The sequence below is a fragment of the Streptomyces sp. NPDC016459 genome (assembly GCF_040632845.1).
In the GTDB taxonomy this organism is placed as follows: domain Bacteria; phylum Actinomycetota; class Actinomycetes; order Streptomycetales; family Streptomycetaceae; genus Streptomyces.
In genome coordinates this window covers 1-24,003 of sequence record NZ_JBEYCR010000022.1, presented here as the reverse complement: position 1 = coordinate 24,003, position 24,003 = coordinate 1, and the positions used below count along the sequence as shown (strand labels likewise).

General features: G+C 69.4%; 22 protein-coding genes and 4 pseudogenes. 15 read left to right on the top strand and 11 right to left on the bottom strand.

Annotation, left to right across the window (positions count from 1 at the left end; genetic code table 11):
* Positions 1-168: 168 nt before the first annotated feature.
* The 3 genes and pseudogenes from ABZ567_RS30200 to ABZ567_RS30190 all read left to right on the top strand — a co-directional run.
* Positions 169-1,140 carry a quinone oxidoreductase gene (locus ABZ567_RS30200; RefSeq protein ID WP_360795948.1) on the top strand — a complete coding sequence of 324 codons (972 nt, stop codon included), beginning with the start codon at positions 169-171 and terminating at the stop codon, positions 1,138-1,140.
* Between the two features lie 258 nt (positions 1,141-1,398).
* A complete protein-coding gene (locus ABZ567_RS30195) occupies positions 1,399-1,797 on the top strand; it encodes a hypothetical protein (protein WP_360795945.1) in 399 nt (132 codons plus the stop codon).
* Positions 1,798-1,997: 200 nt separating this feature from the next.
* A pseudogene (locus ABZ567_RS30190) lies at positions 1,998-2,416 on the top strand (transposase); the annotation flags it as partial.
* 637 nt (positions 2,417-3,053) lie between these two features.
* Here the strand turns inward: ABZ567_RS30190 and ABZ567_RS30185 are convergent.
* Positions 3,054-4,301, bottom strand: coding sequence for a serine hydrolase domain-containing protein (locus ABZ567_RS30185; protein ID WP_360795942.1), 1,248 nt, complete (start codon positions 4,299-4,301; stop codon positions 3,054-3,056).
* A 306-nt stretch (positions 4,302-4,607) separates the two neighbouring features.
* A pseudogene (locus tag ABZ567_RS30180) lies at positions 4,608-4,736 on the bottom strand (WD40 repeat domain-containing protein); the annotation flags it as partial.
* Positions 4,737-5,017: 281 nt separating this feature from the next.
* Between ABZ567_RS30180 and ABZ567_RS30175 the strand changes: the two are divergent.
* Positions 5,018-5,968, top strand: a complete 951-nt coding sequence (locus tag ABZ567_RS30175; RefSeq protein ID WP_360795939.1) for an alpha/beta hydrolase — start codon at positions 5,018-5,020, stop codon at positions 5,966-5,968.
* 165 nt (positions 5,969-6,133) lie between these two features.
* Here the strand turns inward: ABZ567_RS30175 and ABZ567_RS30170 are convergent, their stop codons facing one another.
* Positions 6,134-6,760 carry an HAD family phosphatase gene (locus ABZ567_RS30170; RefSeq protein ID WP_360795936.1) on the bottom strand — a complete coding sequence of 209 codons (627 nt, stop codon included), beginning with the start codon at positions 6,758-6,760 and terminating at the stop codon, positions 6,134-6,136.
* Positions 6,761-6,766: 6 nt separating this feature from the next.
* Positions 6,767-7,525, bottom strand: coding sequence for a DeoR/GlpR family DNA-binding transcription regulator (locus ABZ567_RS30165; RefSeq protein WP_360795934.1), 759 nt, complete (start codon positions 7,523-7,525; stop codon positions 6,767-6,769).
* Between the two features lie 73 nt (positions 7,526-7,598).
* Between ABZ567_RS30165 and ABZ567_RS30160 the strand changes: the two genes are divergently transcribed.
* From ABZ567_RS30160 to ABZ567_RS30150, 3 genes and pseudogenes are all read left to right on the top strand, one after another.
* Positions 7,599-8,882 carry an MFS transporter gene (locus ABZ567_RS30160; protein WP_360795932.1) on the top strand — a complete coding sequence of 428 codons (1,284 nt, stop codon included), beginning with the start codon at positions 7,599-7,601 and terminating at the stop codon, positions 8,880-8,882.
* Between the two features lie 62 nt (positions 8,883-8,944).
* Positions 8,945-9,109: pseudogene (locus ABZ567_RS30155) on the top strand (IS30 family transposase); the annotation flags it as partial.
* Positions 9,110-9,154: 45 nt separating this feature from the next.
* The gene (locus ABZ567_RS30150; protein WP_360796054.1) at positions 9,155-9,661 is read left to right on the top strand and encodes a replication-relaxation family protein; all 507 of its coding nucleotides are present in this window, start codon (positions 9,155-9,157) and stop codon (positions 9,659-9,661) included.
* A gap of 360 nt (positions 9,662-10,021) precedes the next feature.
* On the opposite strand, the gene ABZ567_RS30145 is transcribed toward ABZ567_RS30150, so the two are convergent.
* From ABZ567_RS30145 to ABZ567_RS30135, 3 genes are all read right to left on the bottom strand, one after another.
* A complete protein-coding gene (locus tag ABZ567_RS30145; RefSeq protein WP_360795929.1) occupies positions 10,022-10,270 on the bottom strand; it encodes a hypothetical protein in 249 nt (82 codons plus the stop codon).
* 41 nt (positions 10,271-10,311) lie between these two features.
* Positions 10,312-10,572, bottom strand: a complete 261-nt coding sequence (locus tag ABZ567_RS30140) for a putative immunity protein (protein WP_360795926.1) — start codon at positions 10,570-10,572, stop codon at positions 10,312-10,314.
* 139 nt (positions 10,573-10,711) lie between these two features.
* Complete coding sequence (locus ABZ567_RS30135; protein ID WP_360795923.1) at positions 10,712-11,356, bottom strand: TetR/AcrR family transcriptional regulator; 645 nt, start codon at positions 11,354-11,356, stop codon at positions 10,712-10,714.
* A 52-nt stretch (positions 11,357-11,408) separates the two neighbouring features.
* On the opposite strand from ABZ567_RS30135, the gene ABZ567_RS30130 reads away from it, so the two are divergent.
* Positions 11,409-12,395 (top strand): GNAT family protein, encoded by a 987-nt coding sequence (locus ABZ567_RS30130; RefSeq protein ID WP_360795920.1) that lies wholly within the window; start codon positions 11,409-11,411, stop codon positions 12,393-12,395.
* Between the two features lie 697 nt (positions 12,396-13,092).
* Here the strand turns inward: ABZ567_RS30130 and ABZ567_RS30125 are convergent.
* Positions 13,093-13,668, bottom strand: coding sequence for a class I SAM-dependent methyltransferase (locus ABZ567_RS30125; protein ID WP_360795917.1), 576 nt, complete (start codon positions 13,666-13,668; stop codon positions 13,093-13,095).
* 108 nt (positions 13,669-13,776) lie between these two features.
* Here ABZ567_RS30125 and ABZ567_RS30120 point away from each other — a divergent pair, with 108 nt between their 5' ends.
* Positions 13,777-14,439, top strand: coding sequence for a helix-turn-helix domain-containing protein (locus ABZ567_RS30120; RefSeq protein WP_360795914.1), 663 nt, complete (start codon positions 13,777-13,779; stop codon positions 14,437-14,439).
* 637 nt (positions 14,440-15,076) lie between these two features.
* Positions 15,077-15,535 (top strand): hypothetical protein, encoded by a 459-nt coding sequence (locus ABZ567_RS30115; protein WP_360795911.1) that lies wholly within the window; start codon positions 15,077-15,079, stop codon positions 15,533-15,535.
* 333 nt (positions 15,536-15,868) lie between these two features.
* Here the strand turns inward: ABZ567_RS30115 and ABZ567_RS30110 are convergent, their stop codons facing one another.
* Entirely contained in the window at positions 15,869-16,210 is a 342-nt protein-coding gene (locus ABZ567_RS30110) for a hypothetical protein (RefSeq protein WP_360795908.1), read from the bottom strand.
* Positions 16,211-16,842: 632 nt separating this feature from the next.
* Here ABZ567_RS30110 and ABZ567_RS30105 point away from each other — a divergent pair.
* The 5 genes from ABZ567_RS30105 to ABZ567_RS30085 all read left to right on the top strand — a co-directional run bounded on the left by ABZ567_RS30105 (position 16,843) and on the right by ABZ567_RS30085 (position 22,024).
* Positions 16,843-18,111 carry an ATP-grasp domain-containing protein gene (locus tag ABZ567_RS30105; protein WP_360795905.1) on the top strand — a complete coding sequence of 423 codons (1,269 nt, stop codon included), beginning with the start codon at positions 16,843-16,845 and terminating at the stop codon, positions 18,109-18,111.
* Positions 18,108-19,265 carry an MFS transporter gene (locus ABZ567_RS30100; RefSeq protein WP_360795902.1) on the top strand — a complete coding sequence of 386 codons (1,158 nt, stop codon included), beginning with the start codon at positions 18,108-18,110 and terminating at the stop codon, positions 19,263-19,265. Before ABZ567_RS30105 ends, ABZ567_RS30100 begins: the two co-directional genes overlap by 4 nt.
* On the top strand, positions 19,262-20,635 hold the full coding sequence (locus ABZ567_RS30095; RefSeq protein WP_360795899.1) for a hypothetical protein: 1,374 nt from the start codon (positions 19,262-19,264) through the stop codon (positions 20,633-20,635). Before ABZ567_RS30100 ends, ABZ567_RS30095 begins: the two co-directional genes overlap by 4 nt.
* A gap of 47 nt (positions 20,636-20,682) precedes the next feature.
* The gene (locus tag ABZ567_RS30090) at positions 20,683-21,753 is read left to right on the top strand and encodes a class I SAM-dependent methyltransferase (RefSeq protein WP_360795896.1); all 1,071 of its coding nucleotides are present in this window, start codon (positions 20,683-20,685) and stop codon (positions 21,751-21,753) included.
* Between the two features lie 85 nt (positions 21,754-21,838).
* The gene (locus tag ABZ567_RS30085; RefSeq protein WP_360795893.1) at positions 21,839-22,024 is read left to right on the top strand and encodes a DUF1737 domain-containing protein; all 186 of its coding nucleotides are present in this window, start codon (positions 21,839-21,841) and stop codon (positions 22,022-22,024) included.
* A gap of 454 nt (positions 22,025-22,478) precedes the next feature.
* Here ABZ567_RS30085 and ABZ567_RS30080 read toward each other — a convergent pair whose 3' ends face one another.
* Both ABZ567_RS30080 and ABZ567_RS30075 read right to left on the bottom strand, forming a co-directional pair.
* Complete coding sequence (locus ABZ567_RS30080; protein WP_360795890.1) at positions 22,479-22,865, bottom strand: hypothetical protein; 387 nt, start codon at positions 22,863-22,865, stop codon at positions 22,479-22,481.
* A gap of 96 nt (positions 22,866-22,961) precedes the next feature.
* Positions 22,962-23,921 (bottom strand): annotated as a pseudogene (locus ABZ567_RS30075) (transposase); the annotation flags it as partial.
* Positions 23,922-24,003 lie beyond the last annotated feature (82 nt).

Here is a 24,003-nt window from a genome sequence, read left to right as displayed (position 1 = left end):
CTGACACCGAGCCGAGGCCCAGAGCGCACGAAAGTGTCCCCACAGCTCAGTGCCGGCTTGGGCCCCGTACCCCACCCGATTGCCACACCCACCTCCGGTCAGCTGGAAAAACCTTTCGGCAGCTACAGTCGTAGCGGCCGAGAACGTGACCCGAAGTGAGGAGGAAGCATGCCCACAGCAGTGCAGGTTCGGCGGACCGGAGGCCCGGAGGTGCTCGAGCTCGCGGAGGTGGAGATCGGCGCGCCAGGCCCGCGCGAGCTCCTGGTCGACGTGGCGGCTGCGGGTGTGAACTACATCGACACCTACCAACGGGCTGGGCTTTACCCGGTCCCGCTGCCCTACATCCTTGGCCTGGAGGGCGCCGGGACGGTCGTCGCGGTCGGCCCGGACGTGCGCGGTTTCGACGAGGGGGACCGGGTGGCCTGGCAGGGCGTGCCGGGCAGCTACGCGCAGCGGGCGCTGGTGCCAGCCGATTCGTCGGTGCACGTACCGGACGGCGTGACCGACCAGATCGCCGCTGCTGTGCCGTTGCAGGGGATCACCGCGCATTATCTGGTCACATCGACCTATCCGGTCAAGGAGGGCGAAACGATCCTGGTGCACGCGGCGGCCGGGGGGGTTGGGTTGCTGCTGATCCAGTTGGCCAAGGCGCGGGGAGCGCGGGTGATCGGCACGGTGTCGACGGCCGAGAAGGAGGCGCTTGCCCGCGAGGCTGGGGCCGACGAGGTGATCCGTTACGACCAAGTGAATTTCGCCGATGCAACCCGGAAGCTCACCGACGGTGAGGGCGTTCACGTCGTCTACGACGGGGTCGGCAGGTCCACTGTGGATGGAAGCCTGGCAAGCCTGCGCAAGCGAGGCCTGCTGGCGCTATTCGGCGCCTCAAGCGGTCCAGTGCCGCCGATCGACCCGCAACAGCTGAATAAGGCTGGTTCGGTGTATCTGACCCGCCCAAATAGCGACGACTACGTCCAGACCCGCGCCGAGCTGGAGTGGCGGATCGGCGAGCTCTTTGCAGCGATGGTCGACGGCTCCCTCAAGGTACGGATCGGCGCCACATACCAGCTAACCGACGCGCGGCAGGCCCACGAGGACCTGCAGGCTCGCAAGACCGCCGGGAAGGTGCTGCTCATCCCCTGACCATCGCTCCAGCGCTTGGCGACGCGAGCTCTCGCGAGCCAGCCTGTTGTTGGTGTGTCAGCTATCGCTCCAAAGAATCCGGGCTGGTCAGCGGTGCTGGCGTGGGTGGCGGGTGGGGTGCTCCTGCTGGTCGGGGGCGGGAGTCTGGCGCGTAGATCATCTGACGGGTCGGGGGTGGGTGCCTCCGGCCTTGGCCGCGCCGTAAGCGGCGGGCTTCCTACGATCGCGGCGGGGTGCCTGGTCGTTCGGGAGGAGCTGGTGGTCGCGGAGCGGGTGCTTCGGCGGCTGTACGAGCAGGAGGCCGAGGCCACCGCGGCCGAGCAGAACGCCGGGACGCCGCGGCTGGTGCAGGTCGCGGGACGTTCGGTGTTGAAGGTGCCGCACCGCAGCGAGGTGGCGGATGCGTCCGCGCTGCCCGTCGACTACCAGCGGATGCTGCAGATCGTTAAGGCCGCGGGCGGACCGATGATGGTCAAGGAGGTCGGCGCCGAGCTGGGCATCGACGCCTCGGTGCCGGGTTGGCTGGAGCCTCTTCGCGGAAAGCTGTCGAAGCTGCCGCGCGGGGCTGGCTGCACAAGCTGCCGAACGGCACCTACCGCATCCGGCCGTGATCGGCCTGCCATGAACCGTAACCAGGCGACCCCCGGCGCGAGTTGATGAAGTATGCCTACAAACAACACCCCGGCCGAGGACCACACCGAGCTTGTCGCTAACAAAATGAGCCGCGAACTCACCGGAGAATCCGCACCAACTTGGCGAATCGAAACGGACATGCCACCCACACCGGCGTGAACGTTGATCAGATGCCCTCTAAGAGGTCCTAACAGAAGCCGTTGCTGGTGTGGCTATCGGCTTGGATGCTCGTTGGTCTGTTCGTGGGGAAGAAGAACTCTCGGCCGTGGATCGTCTCGGACGAACTGTGGCTGCTGATCGAGCCGTTACTGCCAGAGCCAGTACCCAAACTGGTCGCGGGACGGCTGAGGGTGCCTGACCGGCAGGCTCTGTGCGGGATCCTGTTCGTGCTGCACACTGGCAGCCAGTGGGAGTGCTTGCCCCAGGAGCTCGGCTTCGGGTCGGGCATGACGTGCTGGCGACGCCTGGCCGCGTGGAACGAGGCCGGCGTGTGGGACCGGCTCCATGTCGTCCTGCTGACGAAGCTGCGGTCGTCGAAGCAGCTGGACTGGTCGAGGGCGGTGATCGGCTCCAGCCACGTGCGGGCCGCTCGGCGGGGCCCAAAAGCGGACCCAGCCCGGTCGGCCGAGCAGGTCCGGGCAGCACCTGTCGACCGCCGGTAGACGGGCGGACGCGTCAACCCCTCCCCGTGCCAGCCGGTCGGGCCGCCCTCAGCGGCCGCCAGGCGGAGACCTGGGCCCCGACGCACACGCTGCCGCCGCTTCTTCTGCACCACGTCATGCTGGAACTCCGTTCCGTGCGCTACGCCGCCCGCGCGGATCACGTCCCCGTACTGAAGCTGTGCCGAGCGTTCTCGGGAGCGGGTGAAGCAAGCCAGTTCCTTTCATCTCCATGCCGACGCGTTCCAGGGACCCGGCCCGTTTGCCCAGACAGGGAAGCCCACTGCCGCCTGCAGCCTCGACCTGCACCAGGGTGCCCTGCTCGTCGCGGCCGAAGACGGCTGGAGAGCGTCCGTGAGCTGACCCTCACCCGCCGCCATCCACTGTGCACCGGCCACAACGCTCTTCTGTCGTCCCTGTCAGCGGCATCCGGCCTGGTATCGGATGACTCACCGCCCACAGTGGGAACGCGGGCCGATGGTGCGGCCGCGTAACTGAAGGAGGGAGCCGGGCCCGCGCACGTGCGGGACGCGGGGCCGGCTCCGGGGGCCCGTCCTGTAGGTGCCCGTGGCGACCGTATGGGCGGGCGGCGTGGCAGGGCACCGAGTGCCTGGGGTCGCGTCATTCGGCACCGGGGCACAGGGCGCGGTCCACAAGCCTGCGGACGGCCCGCTCGGCGGCGAGCAGCTGCTCGCCGCTGCCGGTGCCGTTGGCGACGACGACGACTGAGCGGCGCCCGTCTGCGGTGAAGCCGGTGCGCACCGTGAATCCCTCCAGGTCCCCTCCGTGGCCCCAGGTATCGCCGCCGCAAGTCAGCGGCTGCTGCATCAGTCCCAGGCCGTACCGCAGGCCGGGGAACCCCACTTGGAAGTTCTCGCTGACGGACACGGTCCTGCGCATCTCCGCGAGCTGGGCGGGAGGCAGCAGGCGCCCGCCCAGCAGGGCGGTGAAGAAGCGGTCCACGTCGCGTTCGGTGCCGACGAGGGCAGCGGCCGCGTCCGCTTGGGAGATGTTCCTGGCCGTGGTGTCGGTCCAGGTGACCGAGCCGGGGAACAGGTGGTAGGTGTGGGCATGCGGCGGCTTCAGGTACGGGTCGTCGCCGGGGGCGTAGGTGCCGATCAGGCCGAGCGGCCGGATGATGCGATCGCGTACCTCCTCGGCCCAGGGCCGCCCGGTGGCCTTCTCGATGATCATCCCGGCGAGGACATAGCCGGTGTTGGAGTAGTTCCAGTCGGGCTTGCGGGCATCGGCCGGTGCGGGTGGGAAGTCCGGTCGGTGGCGCACCGCGCCGGCGACCAGCTGCTCGGGGTCCCAGTGGTCAAATCTTGTCCGCTCGAAATCGGCTGCGGTGTTCCCAGTGTCCTCTTCGGGACCGTAGTTGTGGATGCCGCTGGTGTGCTGCAGTAGGTTCCTGACGGTGATGAGGCTGCCGTCGTTGCCGTTGCCGCTCACCACACCCGGCAGCCAGCGCTCCACGGTGTCGTCCAGGGACAGGCGGCCCTCGGCGACGAGTTGCAGCACCACGGTGGCCACGAACGTCTTGGTGACGCTGCCGATCCTGAACTCCGCCCCGCGCGGCACAGGGCGGCCGGCGTGCAGCTCGGCCTCGCCCGCTCGGGCGTGTACTGTGCGGGCGCCGTCGCGCACCTGCACTGTGATGCCGACGAACCCACCCTCTGCAAGGACGCGGGCCGTTTCGCGTTGGAGCTGCCGGGAGGTGAGCCGGCCGTCCGCGGAGGCGGCGGTGTCCGCGGACGCCGGGTGAGGAGCGGCGGCAGCACCAGGCGCGAGTGCCGTGGACGCAACGGCGGCAGCGAGGAGAGCGGCGGTGGCAATGCGGGCCCGCGAGGTCTTCTGTGTTGCCTTCATACCCTCACACTCTGCCGGGGCGGGCCGGCTGCGCCCATGGCGGCAGCCCCCGGAACGGGTGTGGGGATACCCCCAGGGTTCAGGTCGGGCCAGCCGGTAAGGGACGTCCGGGACAGGCCGGGGGAAGGACGCATACATCGCGCGGGCGGAAGGCCACGAAGGGGACACCCGGGACGCGGGCGACTACGACTGCTGGCGGCCACTCACCTTTGCTGAGAAAACCCAGCGGGCACGAAACTTCGCTGACAGCGCTCTCTCCTGCCGCAGAGTGCCAGCGCCAGCCATCACCTTTCTCATGAGGCAGACGCGGCCGTCGGGGCTGAAGGCTACTGCCGCTACCGCGCCCGTGTGTCCGGTGCGGGTCTTGGCTGTCGCGACGTCCCACAGACGTACGGTTATGTCGAAACTGGCGGAGGCGAGGGTGCGGCTGTCGGGGCACCTCTGCCGTGTGCTCGGTGAGGGTGGCGCTCACTGTGCCGGTTGCGACGTCCCACAGACCCGACGGCCACTCCCTCCCGCGGATCTGCCTCCCTCCGTGCGACCGCCGCCTCGGGGATGCCGTCGCGTAGGCTCGGGCCAGGGACCAAGCAGGGCAGCCGGTGGACATCGCCGGTCCTCAACGCGCCCGCGGCTGAACGGTGTCGACGCGCCGCACCGCCGAGCGCCGCGCGCCTCGCCGGGGTCTCCCATTGTGAGCCGACCGGACGGGAGAGACCGTGGTTTTCGATCCGCAGTTGCAAGCCCTGTACGACCGGCGTGCCGCCGAAGGAGCCAGGCCGCTGTACGAGATGACATTGGCCGAGGCGAGGGCGGCCGACCTAGCCGCCGTCCGGGCGGGCGCGGGCGCCCCCGAGCCCGTGCGGGAGGTGTTCGACGAGCTGATACCGGGTCCCGCCGGGACACTGCCGGTCCGCTTCTACCGGCCCGGGGCGGGCCGCGGGCCCCTCCCGGTGCTGGTCTACTTCTTCGGTGGCGGCTGGACCCTGGGCAGCATCGAGACGAGTGACGCCATCTGCCGCAGCCTGGCTAACGCCGCCAACTGCCTCACCGTCGCGGTGGGGTACCGCCTGGCACCGGAGAACAAGTTCCCCGCTGCGGTCCACGACTGCTTCGCGGGCCTGCGCTGGGCCGCGGAGAACGCCGTACGCCTCGGCGGCGACCCCACGCGCATCGCCGTCGGCGGTGACAGCGCAGGTGGCAACCTCGCCGCCGCGACGACCCTCATGGCGCGGGACGCGGGCGGCCCCGCCATCCGGGCCCAACTCCTCGTCTACCCCAACACGGACTACTTCGCGGACACGCCGTCACGCCGCGAGAACACCGATCCGCTGCTGTTCAACGACAAGTCCGTGCAGTGGTACTGGGACAATTACCTGACCTCGCCGGAGGAGGGCAACGACCCTCTCGTGTCACCGCTCCGCGCGCCCAGCCACGCGGGCCTGCCCCGGGCGCTCGTCATCACCGCCGAGTACGACCCGCTGCGCGATGAGGGCGAGCAGTACGCCCGACGCCTGAGTGACAGCGGCGTCGAGGCCGAGTGCGCGCGCTACCCGGGTGTGACGCACGGTTTCTTCGCCATGGCGGGCACCCTCGATGCGGGGAGCCGCGCGGTGGAACAGGCAGCGGCGTTCCTGTGCACCGCGTTCGACGGCGCCGCCACGACATGAAGACCCTGTGCGTCCCCGAACCGGGCACTCGGGCGCGACGGGCCGGTCGGTGGGCAGCGCCGCGGGCAGCGCCAGGGGGAAGCGGACACGTGCCCCCGGTGATCCGTGGCCGGTCACGTCGGCCGCCGGTGGCCGGTGGCTGGTGGTCTCCCGCAGGGCGACCGGCTACGCGGCCGCGCTGACCCCGTGCTCCCGCAGCGCCGTGCGCAGGTCGGCCGCGCCGGTGAACAGCACGCCGTGCAGCCCGGCGGCGTGTGCCGCGGCCACATTCTCCTCCCTATCGTCCACGAAGAGGACGTCCCGGGGTGGTACGGCGAGTGCCCGCAGGCACCACGCGTAGGCGGCGGGATCCGGTTTGGCATGACCGGTCCGGCAGGAGAACGCGCGTACGTCGAAGAGCCGTAGCCAGGCGGCGTGATGTTGTTCGTAGTGGTTGGCCAGTTCGGGCGGGATGTTGGAGAGCAGGGCGAGGCGCGGTCCGGTTGCGGCGAGTTCGCCGACGAGCGCCACCATCTCCTCGTCGACCGCGCTCCAGCTCGCCAGGTCGGCGTCGATGAGCGCCCCGACGCGTGTGGCGTCGAAGCGTGTGCCCAGCGCGGTGCCCACTTCGCGCCAGTAGGCCGGACCGGTCAGGTCACCCCGGTCGTACGGTGGGCGCAGCCTCCAGTACGCGTCCCAGAAGGGCGGTGCGGGCGTGCCCGCCGTGGCGACGAGAGCCGCTTGCGCCTCTAGGGGCTGGGGCAGCGCGATGACGCCGAACAGGTCGAACAGGACGGTTCCGCGAGACGTCATGGCGGGTCACACCTTCCGTACGGTGACGCCGGCCGCGGCCAGCGCGTCGGTCGCTGCGGCCGGTGCCGTCACGTCGGTGACGACGGCGTGGAGCGCGGTGGGCGGCGCGACGAACGCCAGCGCCGTGCGGGAGAACTTGGCCGCCTCGGCGACCGCGATGGTGCGCCGTGCCGACGCCATCGCCGCCCGTTTCACGGCCGCGTCGGCGAGGTCGTAGGCGGTCAGGCCATCGTCGGCGGTGAGGCCGCAGCAGCCGATGACGGCCGTGTCGAAGCGGACCGCCGCGAGTGACGCCTCCGTGAGGGGCCCGGTCAGTGCCAGCTCGCCAGGCCTCGGCTCACCGCCCGGCAGGAGCAGCCGCACGGACAGGACGCCCGTCAGCGCGTTGGCGGCGTGCAGCGACAGCGGCATCACGGTGACACGACGGCCGCGAAGCGCCTTCGCGACCTCCAGGCACGTCGTCCCGCTGTCCAGGACGACGGATTCCCCGTCGGCGATGAGGGCGGCGACGTCGGCGGCGATCCGGCGCTTGACCTCCTCGCCCTCCTGCGCCCGCAGTCCGAACGGCGACTCCTCGCCCCGCAGCAGCAGACTGCGCGCACCGCCGCGGAACCGTTCGAGCACTCCCTGGTCGGCCAGGATCTCCAGATCGCGCCGCACCGTCATCTCGGAGCAGCCGGTGAGCCCGGCCAGCTCCGCCACGCTCAGCTCGTGCGCCTCCCGCAGGGCATGGGCGATCCGGCGGTGGCGTTCTGTGGTTCCCATGCGTGCATTGCACACAAATCGAGTGCGAAAGTCAACATATCAAACATAATTCTTGTTCATTATGCTCGCAGTCATGAACAGAACCCTGCGGGCCGCCCGCCTCGCCACGTTCGCCTTCTTCGCCTTGAACGGTTTCGTGATGGGCATGTGGATCGTGCACATCCCCGCGGTCGAGTCCCACACCGGGATCAGCCACGCCGTCCTGGGATGGCTGCTGTTGCTGCTGGGCGGCGGCGCGTTCGCCGGGATGCAATTGTGCGGCCGTCTCACTGACCGCCTCGGCGCCCGCAGGGTGGTTCCCGCGGGCGCCGCGCTGTGCAGCGCGGCGGTGGTGGCGCCCGCCCTGGCGGCCGACGCGCCCGGGCTCGGGATCGCGCTGTTCCTGCTGGGCTTCGGCAACGGCTGCCTCGACGTCAGCATGAACACCCACGCCGTCCAGGTGGAGCGCGCCTACGGCCGGCCGGTCATGTCCGCGTTCCACGCGGTGTTCTCGCTGGGCGGCGTGCTCGCCGCACTCGTCGGCGCCCGGCTGATCACCTGGGGCTGGGACCTCGGCGCGACCCTGGCCGCCGCCGCCGCGACCGGCCTCCTGGTGACCCTCCTCGCCACACCCGCACTGCTCGGCCCGCCCCGGGGCGCCGGGAAGGAGACCGGCACCACGGGGGAGGAGGACACCGCCGCCGAGAGAGCGGCGGTCGGCGGCCGCACGACGGGCCGGGGCGCACGCCCGGCCGGCCGGCGGCGGACGCCCCGGCGGGTGTGGGTCCTGGCCGCACTGGCCCTGCTGCTGATGCTCTGCGAGGGCGTCGCCAACGACTGGAGCGTGCTGCACCTGGAGGACGTGCTGGGCGCGCCCGCCGCCACCGCCGCCCTCGCCTACGGCGCCTTCGCCACCGCCATGACGGTGGGCCGCCTGCTCACCGACCGGGTCGCCGCCCGTACCGGCCCGGTGTTCGTCGTCCGCTACGGTGCCGCCGCCGCGGGCGCCGGGCTGACCGTTGCTGCGCTGTCCCCGTGGGTGGCGCCCACGCTTGTGGGCTGGGCCGTGTTCGGGCTGGGACTGTCCGGCTGCGTACCTCAGTTCTTCAGCGCCGCAGGCCACACCGACCTGGACGCGGCCGGCGCCCACGTCTCCCGCGTTGCGGGCCTGGGCTACCTCGGCATGCTGGCCGGGCCCGCCGTCATCGGCCCGCTGACCCACCTCGTACCGCTGAATCTCGCACTGCTGTTCCCGGTCGCGCTCTGCGCGGTGGCCGCCGCGGCGGCGGGCGTGCTCCGCCCCGACCCGCGACCCGGGGCCGGGGCGACCACCCGGCCGGCGTCCGATGGGCCGACGGTCGGCACGAGTACAGCCTGAAACCGGTATCGCAGGCCTCTCTCGACCGTCACATCCACCAAAGGCGTCCTCGTGTCGGCGTACACGCGAACGGCCTGCTGCGGCAGTACTTCCCGAAGGGCACCGACCTGTCCGTCCACTCCCGAGAGCACCTAGACGCCGTCGCCGCCGAACTCAACGGCCGCCCACGCAAAACGCTCGACTGGGAAACCCCAGCCGAGAGCCTGCATAAACTGCTCGCCGCCTAACACAAACGATCACGCGTTGCGACGACCCCCTAGAGACCGCCGCTTCTGCTGCCGCACCAGCAGGGCACTGACCACGTACGCCGGGCGCTGCGCAACCTCCAGGGCGAATCCCCGGCTCTGGTCGGCCGGACTCACCGCGCCCAGCAGAGCTCCTGGTACCGCACGCCGGCGGGTCTCGCTGAAGTCGCGGCTTCCGGCGAGCTCGCGCCGACGGTCGGCCGGACCACGGGCAGGCGCGCGGCCGGCAAGACCGGCCTGCGCGAGGAAGGCCTCGCCCTTGTCGACACCGTCGTCGCCTTCCACCAAGGGGAGGTAGCCGACCACGCGGACTGGCAGGTGGAAGTCGCCCACCCCACCCCGGCCGGGAACCTGATCCCCAACGGCGGGGTGCTCCTGGCGAGCGGCTCCAGCGCGTTCGTGGAGATCGACCGCACGATGTCCTACGCCCGCCTGGTCGCCAAGCTGGAGCGCTACGACGCCTACCGCAACGCCCCGGCATCCGGCCGCGGCAACGCCGCCCGCGCACCGCGCAGCCACTGGCAGGAGACCTAGGCCGGCCCGTCCCTGGAGCGGCTGTTCCCGCCGGTGCTGTTCGTCTTCGCCCCGGCCCCACGCCGCGCGGCGCCGACCACGAGGGAGGCCGTCTTCCACGAGCGGGCCCGCAGGGTGGGGAGCGTGAACTACCGGCTCCCCGTGGCCACCACGACCCTGCCCCTCCTGACCCGCGACAGGTGCGGTCGTGCTCGGCCAACGCCAGACGCCGCCGCCAGCCGATGGGAGCGGGGTGGCGGCGGGCCGGTAGACCGACTCGCGGCGCCAGCCGTCACGCCGCCCCAGGTGTGTATCGCGGTGGTGAAGCCGCGGGCGGGTACCCCCATCTCGGGGGCGGATCAGGGCGCCGTGCGCTGAAAGTCACTCAGCGACGGTGAGTGAACGAAGGTCAGCGTCCAGCATGCGGATCAACTCGCCAACCTGTCCGCGGCCACGCGGCGCCGCCGGGAAGCGTTTGAGCACGTCAATGACGACTGGTGTCGCACGACGCGCCGTCTGCTCGATGCTTTCGGCACCAACGCTCCGGTCCTCGCCGGTGACGAGTTCGGTTGCTCTGGCCGCGTAGGCGCCGGCTCCGAGGATGTGCTTGACCCGGGTGGCCTTGGCCAACGGATGCAGGTAGGCGGCTCGCCGGCCGCAGACATCGCAGGCTACGCTGCCCCTCGGGCAGCGGCAGTGTCCGCGTCCTTGGCTGCTCTGAGGGCGGCGGATGCTGTGTCGCGCAGAGACTTCCCGCGTTCGCAGCCCCGAGCGAACTCCCACGCGGCACAGATAGCGTTTCGAGGCCGCGAGTCGTCCGGCTGATCGGTCTCGAACTCCTCAAGCGCCGCCTCAGCACAGGCCGCAGCGAACGCGGCGATCTCACGAAGGTCCTGCTTGGTCAGAACGATCTCGCTTCGGTCCTCTGTCATGGGTTCCATCTTCATCGACTGCGCTGGACCGCAAGTTGGTAGGGGCGGCTCCGGCGGCATTTCACCAGCGAATTCAAGTTGGCAAAGGCTCGGAGATCACCAACCGGACAGACACATCCGATCAACTGACCGTCCCACGTCAGGGCCGTTCAAAGGCATCCGGGGCGGCTCGGCTGCCGTCTCTGTCGACCCGTGGCCGTGCGATCGCAGTGAGGAAATCGTCCAGCATGGCGATTTGTACGTCTTCAGGGAATCGGCCGGGATCGAAGAGGGCCTGCACGACGAGGCCATGTGCGAAGGCGACAGCGCCTGCCGACAGTCGTTCCGGATCGGCGTCTGCGGGCAGCTGGCCGAGGTCGCGCGCGACCTCGAAGTGGGGGCTGATGGCCGAGCGAAGGCGGGTGTATCGGTCGGCCTGTTGCCTGGCCAGTTCATCGTCGGCGAGGGAGAGGTCCCAGGAACTGACCCAGATGCGGTTTCGGGCAGTGTCGTCCGAGGTCAGCGGCAGAATGTCCAGGAGGGCGGCGCGTACGGTGGCGAGGCCGGGTCCGGGACGTGCGCGACGGGGCCTCTGTGCGGTGCGGTGCTCCAGCAGGTCCAAGGCATGTTGGATCAGGGCTCGTTTCGTCGGGAAGTAGTGCATGAGCATTCCGGTCGAGACGTCCATGGTGGCGGCGACCGCACGGAGGGTCAGGCCACCGAATCCCTTGTCGGCCATGACGCGCCAGACCGCCTCGGAAACGTCCTGGCGGCGGGCTTCTCGATCTCCGGGTGCGGGTGGCATGCTGCCAACCTACGTACCGAACGCTTGTTACGCACCCGAGAGTGAGGCTTCCATGTTCACCATGCCGCTCGGCGACCGGGCCCAACTCCGCTCGCTCGAGCCTTGGCAGGCTCAGGAGTTCCTCTCTCATATGGACCGCGCACGGGACACCGTGGATCCGTGGATACCCTGGGCGTCGTTGAGCACCGACGGTGACTCGGCTACGGCCACCCTCCAGCGCTATGCCGACCGTGCGGCCCTGGACACCGGCCGGATCTACGGGATCTGGCTCGACAGCACACTGGTCGGCGGGGTGATGTTCACCCGCTTCGACAGTGCCTCCGGGGTCTGCGAGATCGGCTGCTGGCTGGAACGGGCGGCGGAGGGGCGGGGTCTGGTCACCCGCGCTTGCCGGGCGTTGATCGACTGGGCCTTCCGTACACGCGGGATGAGCCGCGTCGAATGGTGGGTCGCGGCGGGTAACACCCGCAGCGTCGATGTCGCACAGCGGTTGGGTATGACCCGTGAAGGAGTGCTGCGGCGGCGCTCTGCCCACCGCGGTGTGCGGCACGACAGCGAAGTCTGGTCGGTCCTTTCCGAGGAATGGCCCTGCCCCGGTGAGGCGTCCGAAGCGCCCGAGGCCGGTGTCAAGGCCGAGCTCGATCGGCTGATGGCAGTGTTCGTCGGTGCGTTTACCAACACCGGCGGCAACCGCCCTGATCTCGACGTCATCCGCGACGTCTTCATCCCCCAGGGCAGGATCATCTCGAACGTCGGGGGCAAGCCCGTGATCTACGACCTCGACGCCTTCATCGAGCCCCGGCAGAAGATGCTCACGGACGGGACGCTGACGGAGTTCTCCGAATGGGAGGTATCCGAAAGTACCGAGATTCTCGGATCGATAGCGCACCGGTTCAGCCGATACCGCAAGTCCGGCATCCACCATGGTGAGGCGTTCCAGGGCTCCGGCCACAAGACCACCCAGTTCCTTCGAACTCCGGCAGGATGGCGTATCGCCTCGCTGGCCTGGGACGACGTGGCGGCAACCACTACGGCATGACCACATGGTCAAGTGCGAGTGCGCTCCCCGGCCAGCGGCGCCGGTGACGCACCGGCAGCCCGCCAGTCGGTGAGCGCGCTCACCGACTGCGTGCGTGACGGCCGCGGACACATGGCGGTCGGATATCGAAGGACTGGTGGAGGAGGCCGGACGGCTGATCCGGGATCAGGCGTGGGCCGTGACACCCGCTGGCCGTACCGTCGCGGCAAAGGCCGCCGCCGATCTGCACGGTGTCGGTGCCCCCCCCGCAGTCCCGGCAGGCCCTCCCAGGAGTTGACCGATGGGAACACTTGCGGAGAAGCATTCGCTGCTGTTGCCATCGCCCACGTCCACGGATGCCTGGCCTGGTTCCTCGGGGCAGCTGTCACCTTCCTCACGCCGATCCTGCACTGGCGCGCCATGCCCGCCGAAGACGGCCCCACCCTCGGCGCCGTCCCGCCGGTCCTCCACCAGTACACGGCAGCGAAGCCGCGATCCGCCGGCTCCAAGCCGCCGTCACCCGCATCGCCGCAGCCTGACAACAGACGGCATGGCCACGAGCTCGTTTGGGAACCGGTCATCTATGCCCACCGACGCGGCCCCCCGCCTCGGACGGTGTTGCCATGTTCCGGCTGGTCACGGGTGCAATCCGCCATGATCGGAGTCGCACTGCTTCTTTTGCAGCCCCCACTCATACGGCGGCGCGGCCAGCCCCAACTCATGCGGCGGCGCGGCGCAGTGTGAACCAGAAAGTCGGGACCGGGTTCGTGCCCGGCGTCACGTCGGTCAGCTGCCACCCGGCGAACCTGGTGTTGAGTTCGTCCGCAGTGACGCCGGACCACGAGTCGTCAAACGCCCCGGGCCCGTAGCCGAACATCAGCAATCGTGCACCGGGGGCGGCGCGCTTGGTGACGCCGGCGGTGTAGGCGTCGCGGCGGTGCGGTGGAATCCCGCAGTAGCAGCTCAGGTCGAAGAACAGGTCGTACGGCCCGGGCATGCCCACCTCGTCGAGTCGGGTGGCGTCCGCGCACAGCACCGTGATGTCCGCTCCGGCCGCGGCAGCCTTCTCCCTCGCCTGCCGGACCGCGCGGTCGACCAGGTCGACGGCGGTCACCTGCCAGCCGTGCTGGGCCAGGTACACCGCGTTGGTCCCGGTGCCGCAGCCGAGTTCGAGCACCCGGCCCGCCATCAACGCGTCGGGCCCCTCTACCAGGGCCACGAGCTCGGGCGGCGTGACACCGCTGTCCCACGGCGGCTTACCGTCTCGGTAGAAGTCCTCCAACACGCCGCGCACAGAGGCCTCTTGGTCGAGCTCTGCAGCAGTCCGAGTCTCACTCATCGCTACCCCTCCAAGATATTAGAGTCCATCTCTAATGTCTGACTCTAGAGATAGACTCTCGACATGGATGTGGTCAAGGGATCCGACGGACAGAACGTCAAGCGCCCCGACAAGAGGGTTGAGCGCTCGCGGCGTACCCGCGAGAAGATCGTTGCGGCGGCGCGGGAGCTGTTCGTCGCGCAGGGGTACGGTGCGACAAGCCTTCAGGAGGTTGCGGATCGCGCGGGCGTGGCAGTCCAGACCGTGTACTTCGTGTTCCGCAACAAGCGCGCGCTGTTCAAGGAAGTCGTCGACACGTCGATCGCGGGCGACGCCGAGCCGGTCGCCACGATGGACCGCGACTGGTTCCGCGCGGCGTGCGCCGAACCCACTGCGGCCGGGCAACTGCGCATCCACGTGCGGGGCGTACGCGACATCCTTGGCCGTGTCGCCCCGATCATTCCGCTGATCGCGGCTGCGGCGGCCACGGACCCGGAGATCGCCGCGCAGTGGCCCGTCGGCCCTGACCCGCGCTACACCGTCCAGCACGCCGCAGCGAAGGCATTGACCTCCAAGCCCGACGCCCGCCCCGACATCGATGCCGCCCGCGCCGCCGACCTGCTGTACGGGCTGCTCAGTCCGGAGCTGTACCTGATCTTTGTCCGCGACCGGGGTTGGTCCCCCGACGCCTGGGAAGAGTGGGCATGTGCGGCCTTGAGTGCCCACCTCTGCACAGACCACGAGTAGGCACCGGGACTATGCCTTGGCGGTTCGCTCCCGTTCCTTCCGGGAGGTCGAACGCTCCGGGCTCGGCGCGGGTCGGGCCCGAAGAACCGGTGCCCGGGACGCCTGGCCCGTCCAGGTGGTCTGAACGAGGCGTGGGGTCCATGGGGCGTCGAGCCGGGAGAGCGGTCCGCGGGAGTTGTCGTGGGGGTGGAAGGCGCGCGGGTTCGCCCATGGCTGGGCGTATCCGACGCCCAGGCCACTGCATCACCTGCTCTCGCGTATGCTCCGCATGCGGGCACCCGTTGCGGAGCAAATCCGTCGCTCTTTGCCGCACTTCCCTGCCGAAGTCCGAACGCGACGCCGCCAAGAATCTATGCCATCGTTGCAGCCGGCCCGGATATTTGCGCGAGGACACCGGCTGGTGCGGGCACTGCTCGCATCCCCGGCAGGCCAAACAGCCGCCCCGTGCCTATGAGCAATGCGGCAGAGCGCGGCAGCACGCAGGGCTTGGACTGGGCTCGGCCTGCTGGCAGAGTCACCCCGATCGCCCCTTCGTCCGGGCCGAACACCTCATTGCCGAACTCGACAATCCCCCGACTGGCTGCAGGACTTCACGACAGATCTCGCCGCAAAATACTCCGTCGGCCGGGCCTGCACGATGATCACTTCCCTCGGGCGGCTTCTTCGGGACGGCCGGCCCAACCTCCCCCAGTCCGTACTCGAACGCTCCCGCCGCCCGGGTCGTTCGATGGGCTCCCTCGCCCGCGCCCTGGAAACATTCTTCATCAGTCGCGGTCTGGCCATGGCCACCGACCAGGCCGAGCGGCTCGCGGCCGGCCTGCGACAACGCCGGGTCCTCGCGGTCCCCGGCCCCCTGCGACCTTCGGTGGAGGCCTTCTCCGACCTCATGATTCGCTCGCGTGAGCGATCCCGGCGTGCCGGAACGCTGCCCCGCACCGACGACACCATCGAAGCCGCACTGGCCATCGTGCGTGACCTCGCCCTGTTCCTCGCCAGCGAGCGCGGCAAGCAGGACTGGGCACTGACCGACGTGCACGATCTCGAAGCCTTCCTGCGGTGGACGCCGGCCCCCGGCCGGACTTCGTCTGGCGGGTGACCATCACCGGACCACTGTCCGATGGCCGCGTACGAGCGCGCGCCGGCGGTCACCGCCGAGGCGGCAACCAACAGCACCGCCACGAACGGGTGACGCACCCCACGCCGCCGACGCGGACCGCGCAGCACCCGCACCGATCCACGAGCGGGAGTCCCGCTACCCCCTCCAGAGCGGGCGACTTGACGAGGCAGACGGTGGCAGACTGGCGGCACATCGAAACTCCGGTGGTTCAGGGCGACTTGGGAAGGTCACCCCGTTCAACCGGAGTTTCGTTGCGTTCGTGAGGGTCCTACCTGGACTCCTCATACCGCCGTGACCTGCGGACCCGCGTGATCAGCGCGACTTTGAAACGCCCCTGGCCCCCGGGGCGGCCGGGCCTGGCGCTGCGCACGGTCGACCGGGCCCTCGACCGGCGGGCCGACCTGGCTGCTCGGCGGCGCCGCGCGGCAGCGCGGAGAGGCGGGCGCTGGGGTCGGTGACCCCGGATGCGGCGCCCTGGTCGGCCGAGGCTTCCAGCTCGGGCCAGGACAGACCGGGCCCCACGAAGTGGCCGTCGTCGATGGCGAGGGTGACGGCTTTCGTCCGGTCGGGGTGCGACAGCAGGTCGTCGACGCTGTGGTCGCCCTCGAAGTTGCGATAGACGACGTGGAGCACGTACCCGGAGTGGAGGTGCACGGTGAACGCCGGCCACTCATCGGGGGACGAGGCGGTCCTGTACAGCTCCTGGGCGTCATCCCGGTCGGGGCCGAAGGCGGCGGGCCTGCGCCTCCTCGCCCCGCAGGCTGGAGCCGAGGTGGCAGGGCCAGAAGATCGGCAGGTCGAGGAAGCCCGAACCGTCGACCAGCGGGCCGTCTTCTTAACCTGCGATCTCCAGCATGGGCAGGTGGTCGCATGGCGGGGTGCCACCTCACCTCGCCATCACGGCGGAGGGCCCGGGGGGTGGGGCCGGGGCGGGCCCGGTGTGGGGTCGGTGTGGGGTCGGGGCGGCTTTGGTGGGAATCGGAATGGGATGTCCTGCTTTCACGGTGGCTGGATTTCGACTTTTGGTCGATTTCGCGCCACTTCTGGAAATAGGCGTTTGCGTGGCCCTGGGTGCGCGGTTACGATCTTTCGGAGAAATTGGGGGATTCATGCAGATTTTTCAATGGCGCGCCAGTAGAGATGGAATGCCAATTGCTGCGGATGATGGCAGCTGACCCTCCTGGCCCGTGAATTAATTCACTCATCCCGTCCCGATCACCGGCGCCATCGCCGGGAGCGGACAGTGCAGGTCGGGTCGGGGCATCCTGGAATATGGCGAGGAATCCATGCTGCACAAAGAGTACATACTCCTGCTCGGGGCCGACCAGTATCTCCGTGAACGGGCCTTCTCCGGAGCAAAGCGCGCCACCGACATTCCCGTCTGGGCGGCCACGGAAGATGCCGTACGCAAGCTGAACCGCACCTTCGACAACATGCTGTCGGCCGATCCCCGGGACGCGGAATCCCTGCTGAGCGCCATTCGCGCGTACTCCGCGCAGGGCTGGCACCCCAGGGTCGTCGTGCCGCTCAACGACTGGACGGTGGACTCGGCGAATGCCGTGAACCGGGCCCTGGGGCTGGGCGGGCTGGACGCCGACACCGTGACCAACGCCCGGAACAAGTACGACATGAAGCAGGCCCTCGTGGCCGCCGGCGTCCTGACCCCCCGGTCCCGGCTGGTGGAGTCCGAGGAGGAGCTGCTCGAAGCCGTCGAGGCCATCGGGCTGCCGGTGGTCGTCAAGCCGTACGACTTCGGCGGCAGCGGGGGCGTGGTCCTGGCCACCACGCGCGAGGAGGCGGTCGCCGGGCTCGCGGCGTCGAAGGCCGTGATCGCGCAGTACGGGTCGGCCTTCAACATCCTCGGCGACAAGTACCTCGTCGAGCAGTGCGTCGACTCCGACGACGAGGTCTCCGTAGAGGTCCTGTGCGGGGCCGGCCGTGCGGAGGTACTGGCCGTGACCGAGAAGTACCTGTCCCCGCGCCCCTGGTTCGCCGAGGTCGCGCACCTGGTGCCGAGCCACCGCACCGGGGACGCGGAGCTGACCGCCCTCGCCGTGCGGGCCTGCGCCGCCCTGGGCATCGACCGGGGCCTCGCCCACGTCGAGATCAAGTTCGACGCGGACGGGACGGCCTGGGTGATCGAGGTCGCCGCCCGGCCCGGCGGCGACGGGATCATGGACCAGGTCGAGCGGGCGTACGGGATCAACCCCTACTGGCTGCACGTCGGCTCGTACCTCGGGAACGACCTCCTCGACGTCGTCGCCGCGGCGGAGCCCGTCAGGACCTCGGCGATCGCGTTCCTCAAGGCCGAACCCGGACGGATCGAGGAGGTCCTCGACGGGAAGCCGCTGCCGCTGGAAGTGCGGAGCATCAACATCAGCGCCAAGCCCGGCGACCTCTCCCAGGCGGCCAAGAACTGGAGCACCAGGGAGGGCCTCATCGAACTCGAATGGGACGAGCTGTTCGGCGAGAAGACCTGGCTGCCCGTGACCACGGCCAAGGAACTCTCCGATCAGATCTTCATGATCGGAGCGGGCGAGACGGTCGGCGAGTGAAGCGGTACACGCTCTACTCCGGCTCCTACCGGTTCTTCAGCGGAGTGGTGCTGCTGCTCCTGAACTGGCACATCGCCTCCTCGCAAGGGGGAGGCTACGACGCGCTGGCCATCGCGACCGCCCTCTCCTTCGTGCCTGCCGTGTTCGTCCCGCCGCTGGTCCGCTTCAGCCCGATCGCCGGCGGGGCCAGGATGACCGCCGCCGGACTCGCCGGGGTTTCCCTGACCCTGCTCCTGATCGCGGCCGGCTACGACCACGTACACGTGCTGGTCGCCCTGAACTTCGTGCTGTGGATCTTCTTCTTCTTCCTGGAGTCGACCTGGGAGGTGTGGTTCAACGACGAGGCCTCCGGGCTCGACGGCGCCACCCTGCGCCGGCACAGCTCGCTGACCATGACCGTCAACCAGGTCGCCCTCATGGTGGGACCGCTGTTCGCCCCCCTGTTCACGCGCGTGGTCAGCGCCCAGTGGGTCCTGGTCGGCTGCGCCGTGCTGTTCGCGGGCGTCGCGGTCCTGAGCTTGGGATCGCACCGCACCGAGACCACCGCCGAGCAGCTCGAGAAGGAGGCCCGGCCGCAGGGCGCGGGCAGCCTCAAGGCCCTGTACCTGCTGGCCTTCCTGCTCATCTGGCCCATCCTCGGGACCTTCAACTTCATGCTGCCCCTGCAGGCCCTGGCCCACGACCAGGGCATGCTCACCGTGGGGATCATGGACATGATCCTCGGTATCGGAATGGCGGTCGCGGGAACCTTCCTCCACCGCCTCACCAAGAGCCTGGGCGTGGGCTGGGTCCTGACGGGAGCCGTCGGCGCCGTGACCGCGGCGATCGCGGTCTGGCTCCTGCTGCCGGCCTTCGGGGTGCCGCAGATGGTCGCCATCTTTGCCCTCGGATGCGCCTTCGGCTCCCTGCGGGTGATCCTGCGCGCGGAGGCGGCGTCGGCGTTCTCGCCGCGGCAGGTCGGCTCGATCGTGGCGAACGCCAACGCCTGCTCCCTCGTGCTGCTGGCCGCCGTCCTGGCGGGCGGACGACTCGTCCCCTCGCTGATCTGGCTGGCCCCGTTCGTCCTGACCCTGCTGCTCGTCCTGGCGTTCCACCGCATCCGCAGGGCCCAGGGCAAGAGCAGCGGACCCATCCCCACGGAGGTGTCCGTATGACCGTGCTCAGCGATATGACCGTGCTCAGCGATTCCCGGGGCGTTCCGCATCTCGTCGAACGACCCTCGGACATGGAGTTCGTCGAGGAGGCGATCGTCCAACTGGTCTCGATGAAGCTGGACCACGAGCGATGTCGACCGTCCGACGGATCCACCCCGCCCGTGGCCGTCCAGCTCATGCTCGCCGTGGACCTCCTGTGCGCCATGGAGCGCACGGCGGTCATGGCGGCCTCGGAGATCTGCGCCTCCCTCACCGGGGCCGGGCCGACCGAGCCGCGGACCAGGGCGATGCTCTCCGCCATCGGTTTCTGGGCCGCCGGAGACCTGGCCGCGGCCCGCAACGGCTTCCAGAGCGTCGTCGACGCGCATCCGGGCGATGCCGTGTCGATCTACACCGTGCACATGCTGGACTTCTACATCGGCGACGCACCGCACATGCTCGCCTCGATCGCGCAGTCCGTCCCGGCCTTCGCGCCCGACGACCCGGTCACCGGCTACCTGTACGGACTGCACGGGTTCGCCCTCGAGGAGAACGGCCTGATCGAGACGGCGATCGAACGCTCCCGCCTCGCACTGGAACTGCACCCCGACGACATCTACGCGATGCACGCGATGGTGCACTGCCTCTACGAGAAGGGCCGCCACGCGGAGGGCGCCCGCTACATCCAGGAGTACATGCGCGGCAGGGACGGCTCGACCCCCATGCGCATCCACATCTGGTGGCACTACGCGCTGTTCGAGCTCTACGAGGGCAACATCCAGGACGTACTGGCCTGCTACCGCATCGGCATCCGCAGGAAGACGTCCCTGCGGTCGCCCGAGGACCTGGACGCCGTCACGCTGCTGTGGCGCCTCGCCCTCGTCAGGCCGTCGCTCGACCTCTCCGCCTACTGGCAGGCGCTCTTCCAGGACTGGAAGCCCTACCTGGAGGAGAACTGGTACCTCTTCAACGACTTCCACGCCTACCTCACCTACTGCCAGGTCGGGGAGTACGGCCACGCCGACGCCCTCCTGGAAGCGGTCCGGGCGCGGGGCAAGGAAGTCTCCGAGGAAATGGTCGACGTATTCCTCGGATTCCGTTCCTTCACGACCGGCGACTACGCCGATTCCGCGGCCCGACTGGCCAGGTCGTTCCACGCCTCTTTCCCGATGGGCGGCAGCAATGCCCAGCGCGATGTCATCGAGCTCACCGGTATAGAAGCCGCCCTCCGCTCCCAGGATGGCGAGATCGCCCAGCGCTTTCGTGAATCCGGAAGAATCTTCCGCCACCAGGGCCCCGTACTCCAGGAGTACGAGGCCCGCCTGGCGGAATTGTGCACATCCGCACACCGAGAAAACCGTGAACACCACACACAGGGGGTATCCAAGTGAGTCTCTACCAAGCGATTCTTGGCGAAACGGCACCCGGCGGTCCGAACGTGACCGAGATCAAGCTTTCCGACACCACCACAGTGTGGCAGCTGGACGCCCCGGCCGGTTTCGCCGTCAAGGTGACCCGGGGCCGGGCCGCCCTGTTCACCTGTGAGAAAGCCGGCGCGCTGACGCTGGACGCGCTGAAAGAGTGTTGTTCGCCCTTCGGGGTGGGCGAAGCGGTCGAATGCGACGCCTCGCAGTACCTCCTGGCGATAGGACTGCTCGACGACACCGCGCTCATGGTCCTGGGCGCGGACGCCGAGGAGGAGGTCACCGTCTCGCCGGTGGAGTTCTCGCCGACCACCGACGACGTGCGGACCATCGTCGCCACCATCGGCGACTACTACTTCGGCTACGAAGACCGCTACCGGACGGTGTACGAGAACGGCGCCCAGCTGTGGGAGTCGGAGGAACCCAACGCCTCGCTCCTCCAGATGATGGGCGAGCGCCCGGACGTGTTCGCCGGGCAGATCATCGACCTGGGATGCGGTGAGGGCCGCGACTCCCTCTACCTGCTCTCGCAGGGACACCGGGTCGTCTCGGTCGACGTGTCGCACTCCGCCCTGGCCCGCGCGCGCGAGCGGGCCGCCGCCGCGGACCTGGATCCCTCGGGGTTCGTGGAGCGCGACGTCATCCATCTGCGCGGCTTCGAGGACAACGGCTTCGATCTCGCCATGAACATGGGCTGCCTGCACATGCTCGTCGAGGAGGAGCAGCGCGGACGCCACATCTCCCGGGTCTACGACATCCTGCGCCCGGGCGGCCACTTCATCGTGGACCACTGCGCGAGCGAGTGGGGCAAGGGCTTCTTCTCGATCCCCGACTACACGGAGGTCGCTGACGCCCTCGTACCGGGGAACGTGATCTCCCGCAGGATCCGGGTCGCGGACTCCGAGAAGGACATCGGCCTGGAGGTGCTCCCCTTCTCGGAGCGGACCGGCGGCGCCCTGGCCGAGGAGATCACGCGGTACGGATTCGCCCTGGTGAGCAGCACGCACACCAACACCGAGGCGTTCGGATCCTCGACGATGCTCCTGTTCCAGAAGCCGCTGGACGGGGGGCAGCGGGCTTCCTGACCCGGCTCCGCTCGGAGCGGCGGTCCCCTCGGTTGCCCCGGGGGACCGCCGCTTCGGCCCCGGCCGGCAGGGCATCCTCTTCCTCATGAGCACACCACCCGAAGGATTGCCCGTCTACCGAGTGCTGACCGGCCGGGACGACTCCACCTTCTGTCAACGCGTGAGCGAGGCGATCGCCCTCGGCTACGAACCGTACGAAGGCCCCGCCATCACCTTCAACGGCGAGCACGTCGTCGTCGCCCAGGCACTGGTCTGGCGAGCGCGGCCGTAGCGGGCCGCCCGGGGCGGCGGGCCTCCGGCGCGGCCGTGGCCTCGGCCGTGCCGGTGACCGCCCCGTCCCCGGGCTGATCAGAAGGCCTCCGTTTCGTCCGCCAGGTGGCGCAGGACGTCCGTCAGGTCGCCGTGGCGGGTGAAGGCCGTGCGCTGGCGGTGGGCGCCCGAGCCGTCGCGCAGGAGGGAGGCCATGGTCTTCGCCGCGTGGTCCAGGTCGCCGGCGGCATCCCGGCGAGATCCTCATCGGTGGTCGGGATGGCATGGTTGGCTCTCTTCACGAGTTGTGGGTTCTGGCACAGATCTCGGGGGGCCGTCGCAGGGCGTCACCTTGGTGTTCGATTGTGAGGGGGCGGGGTCCCGTGGGGCCGCGTACGCTTGCCCACCCGGCAGCCGCAAATGACGCTCCGTCAAGTCATTGGTCGTCCCTGCCGCGGTCGGTCCTAGCTTGATCTTTAACCTTCGGCGGTGGCGGACTGAGCGAGTAGCTGAGAGACGCGTTGAGGCGAGATGTGTAGGACGTGAGCGATGTCCCGGCCGGTCATGCCCTGGCTCTTGAGGGCTGACGCCGTTCGCCGAAGTTCTCTCGCTGCCTGAAGTTGCGCCTTGTAGGCGTCAGCCGTTGCCTGGGTTGCAGCCTTGACACGCTGGTTGAGCTCGTCGCCAAGGTCGACCGTGAGCAGGATGCCCTTATCGGCCCCGGGCACGTTGGCAGCTTTCATCAGCGCGTGTCCGCAATCTGCCGCTTCGCTTAGGCGGCGAACGTAGGCGGGGGCAAGACCCTCTGCTTCGAGCATCCACCCGCCCTCGGTCCGGTGGGCCACGATCTTAGGCAGATCCATACTCGACGCCTTCCGTTAGGATATGACAGGAAGTCTAGCCCCCCTAGATTCATGCGCCTAGGGGGGCTAGATGGGATGGGGACGGTGTGCTTTCCCTCAACGTTCGGGTTGCTGACTTGTCCTTTGGTCTGTGCGGCGGGGCCGTGGAGTAGTCGACTTCTTGTTCCGGGACGTGGCACTGCCCGTCTTGCGAGGGGTGTGGACGTCGTGTCGTGGGGTGGGTCGAGTGTTCTTGCGGCCTGGTGGCCTGCCGGGGCCGGGGTGGGAGGGTTTCGGTGCTCTGGCCGGGCAGGCAGCTGTCGGGCGGATGTGCCGAAAGTCGCGGCGGACACGTGCCGGGGTCAGCCTGTCTGAGGAGACGGGCCTTTCCCATGGACGGCGCCGGTCGGCTGCCAGCGGCCGGGCGAGACGGAGTTGGGTGTAGGCGGCGAGGATCAGCCAGGTCCAGCGGTCGGTCGCCTCGGGGGTTCGGATCTTCGGACAGGTCCAGCCGAGGGTCTGCTTGAACAGGCGGAAGGTGTGCTCGATGTCGAAACGACGCAGGTATGCCTGCCAGAGCCGGTCGGTGTCCGCCGCGTCTGCGTCGGTGCCCGACCACCACAGCCAGACCGGCTTCGGGGTGGCTCCGCTGGGCAGGTGCTCGATGTCCAAGCGGATCACCGTCCCCTCGACGATCGGGAGGGTGCCGTCGGCCGCGGCCCAGGAAGAACGGTGGGTGAGCTTGGGGTGGAGCCGGTCCCACGAGCGCGCTCGGGCGGTTCCGTAAAGGCGGGTGTCGGTGACGGTTTCGGTGTCCGGGGTGCCCCAGGTGTCGGGCTGCCCGAAGACGAACTCGCCGCCGTGCCGCGGCGGACGGCCCCTGGTGTGAGGCTGCCGTGAGGGTGCGGGCCTGCGCAGGACGCGGTCCGACCGCATCCTGGCCAGGACCTGCACCGGCAGATCCTTCAGCAGGAAGGCGAGGCGGGGTGCGTCGTATCCGGCGTCCGCGATGACCAGGACGTCCGGGTTGCCGGCCTGCCACTGGCCTGCGGTGATCAGCCGCTCGACTAGAGCCTGTCTCTTTGACTTCACGGTGATCGGGCCACGTGCGAGGGTGGTGGCCATGCCGCAGCTTGGTCGCCGTCTCCGATCCCTCAGA

Coding starts and splice junctions, on each gene's coding strand:
- ABZ567_RS30200 (WP_360795948.1), top strand. CDS start 169: ATGCCCACAGCAGTGCAGGTTCGGCGGACCGGAGGCCCGGAGGTGCTC.
- ABZ567_RS30185 (WP_360795942.1), bottom strand. CDS start 4,301: ATGAAGGCAACACAGAAGACCTCGCGGGCCCGCATTGCCACCGCCGCT.
- ABZ567_RS30170 (WP_360795936.1), bottom strand. CDS start 6,760: ATGACGTCTCGCGGAACCGTCCTGTTCGACCTGTTCGGCGTCATCGCG.
- ABZ567_RS30165 (WP_360795934.1), bottom strand. CDS start 7,525: ATGGGAACCACAGAACGCCACCGCCGGATCGCCCATGCCCTGCGGGAG.
- ABZ567_RS30160 (WP_360795932.1), top strand. CDS start 7,599: ATGAACAGAACCCTGCGGGCCGCCCGCCTCGCCACGTTCGCCTTCTTC.
- ABZ567_RS30140 (WP_360795926.1), bottom strand. CDS start 10,572: ATGACAGAGGACCGAAGCGAGATCGTTCTGACCAAGCAGGACCTTCGT.
- ABZ567_RS30135 (WP_360795923.1), bottom strand. CDS start 11,356: ATGCCACCCGCACCCGGAGATCGAGAAGCCCGCCGCCAGGACGTTTCC.
- ABZ567_RS30130 (WP_360795920.1), top strand. CDS start 11,409: ATGTTCACCATGCCGCTCGGCGACCGGGCCCAACTCCGCTCGCTCGAG.
- ABZ567_RS30120 (WP_360795914.1), top strand. CDS start 13,777: ATGGATGTGGTCAAGGGATCCGACGGACAGAACGTCAAGCGCCCCGAC.
- ABZ567_RS30115 (WP_360795911.1), top strand. CDS start 15,077: ATGATCACTTCCCTCGGGCGGCTTCTTCGGGACGGCCGGCCCAACCTC.
- ABZ567_RS30105 (WP_360795905.1), top strand. CDS start 16,843: ATGCTGCACAAAGAGTACATACTCCTGCTCGGGGCCGACCAGTATCTC.
- ABZ567_RS30095 (WP_360795899.1), top strand. CDS start 19,262: ATGACCGTGCTCAGCGATATGACCGTGCTCAGCGATTCCCGGGGCGTT.
- ABZ567_RS30085 (WP_360795893.1), top strand. CDS start 21,839: ATGAGCACACCACCCGAAGGATTGCCCGTCTACCGAGTGCTGACCGGC.
- ABZ567_RS30080 (WP_360795890.1), bottom strand. CDS start 22,865: ATGGATCTGCCTAAGATCGTGGCCCACCGGACCGAGGGCGGGTGGATG.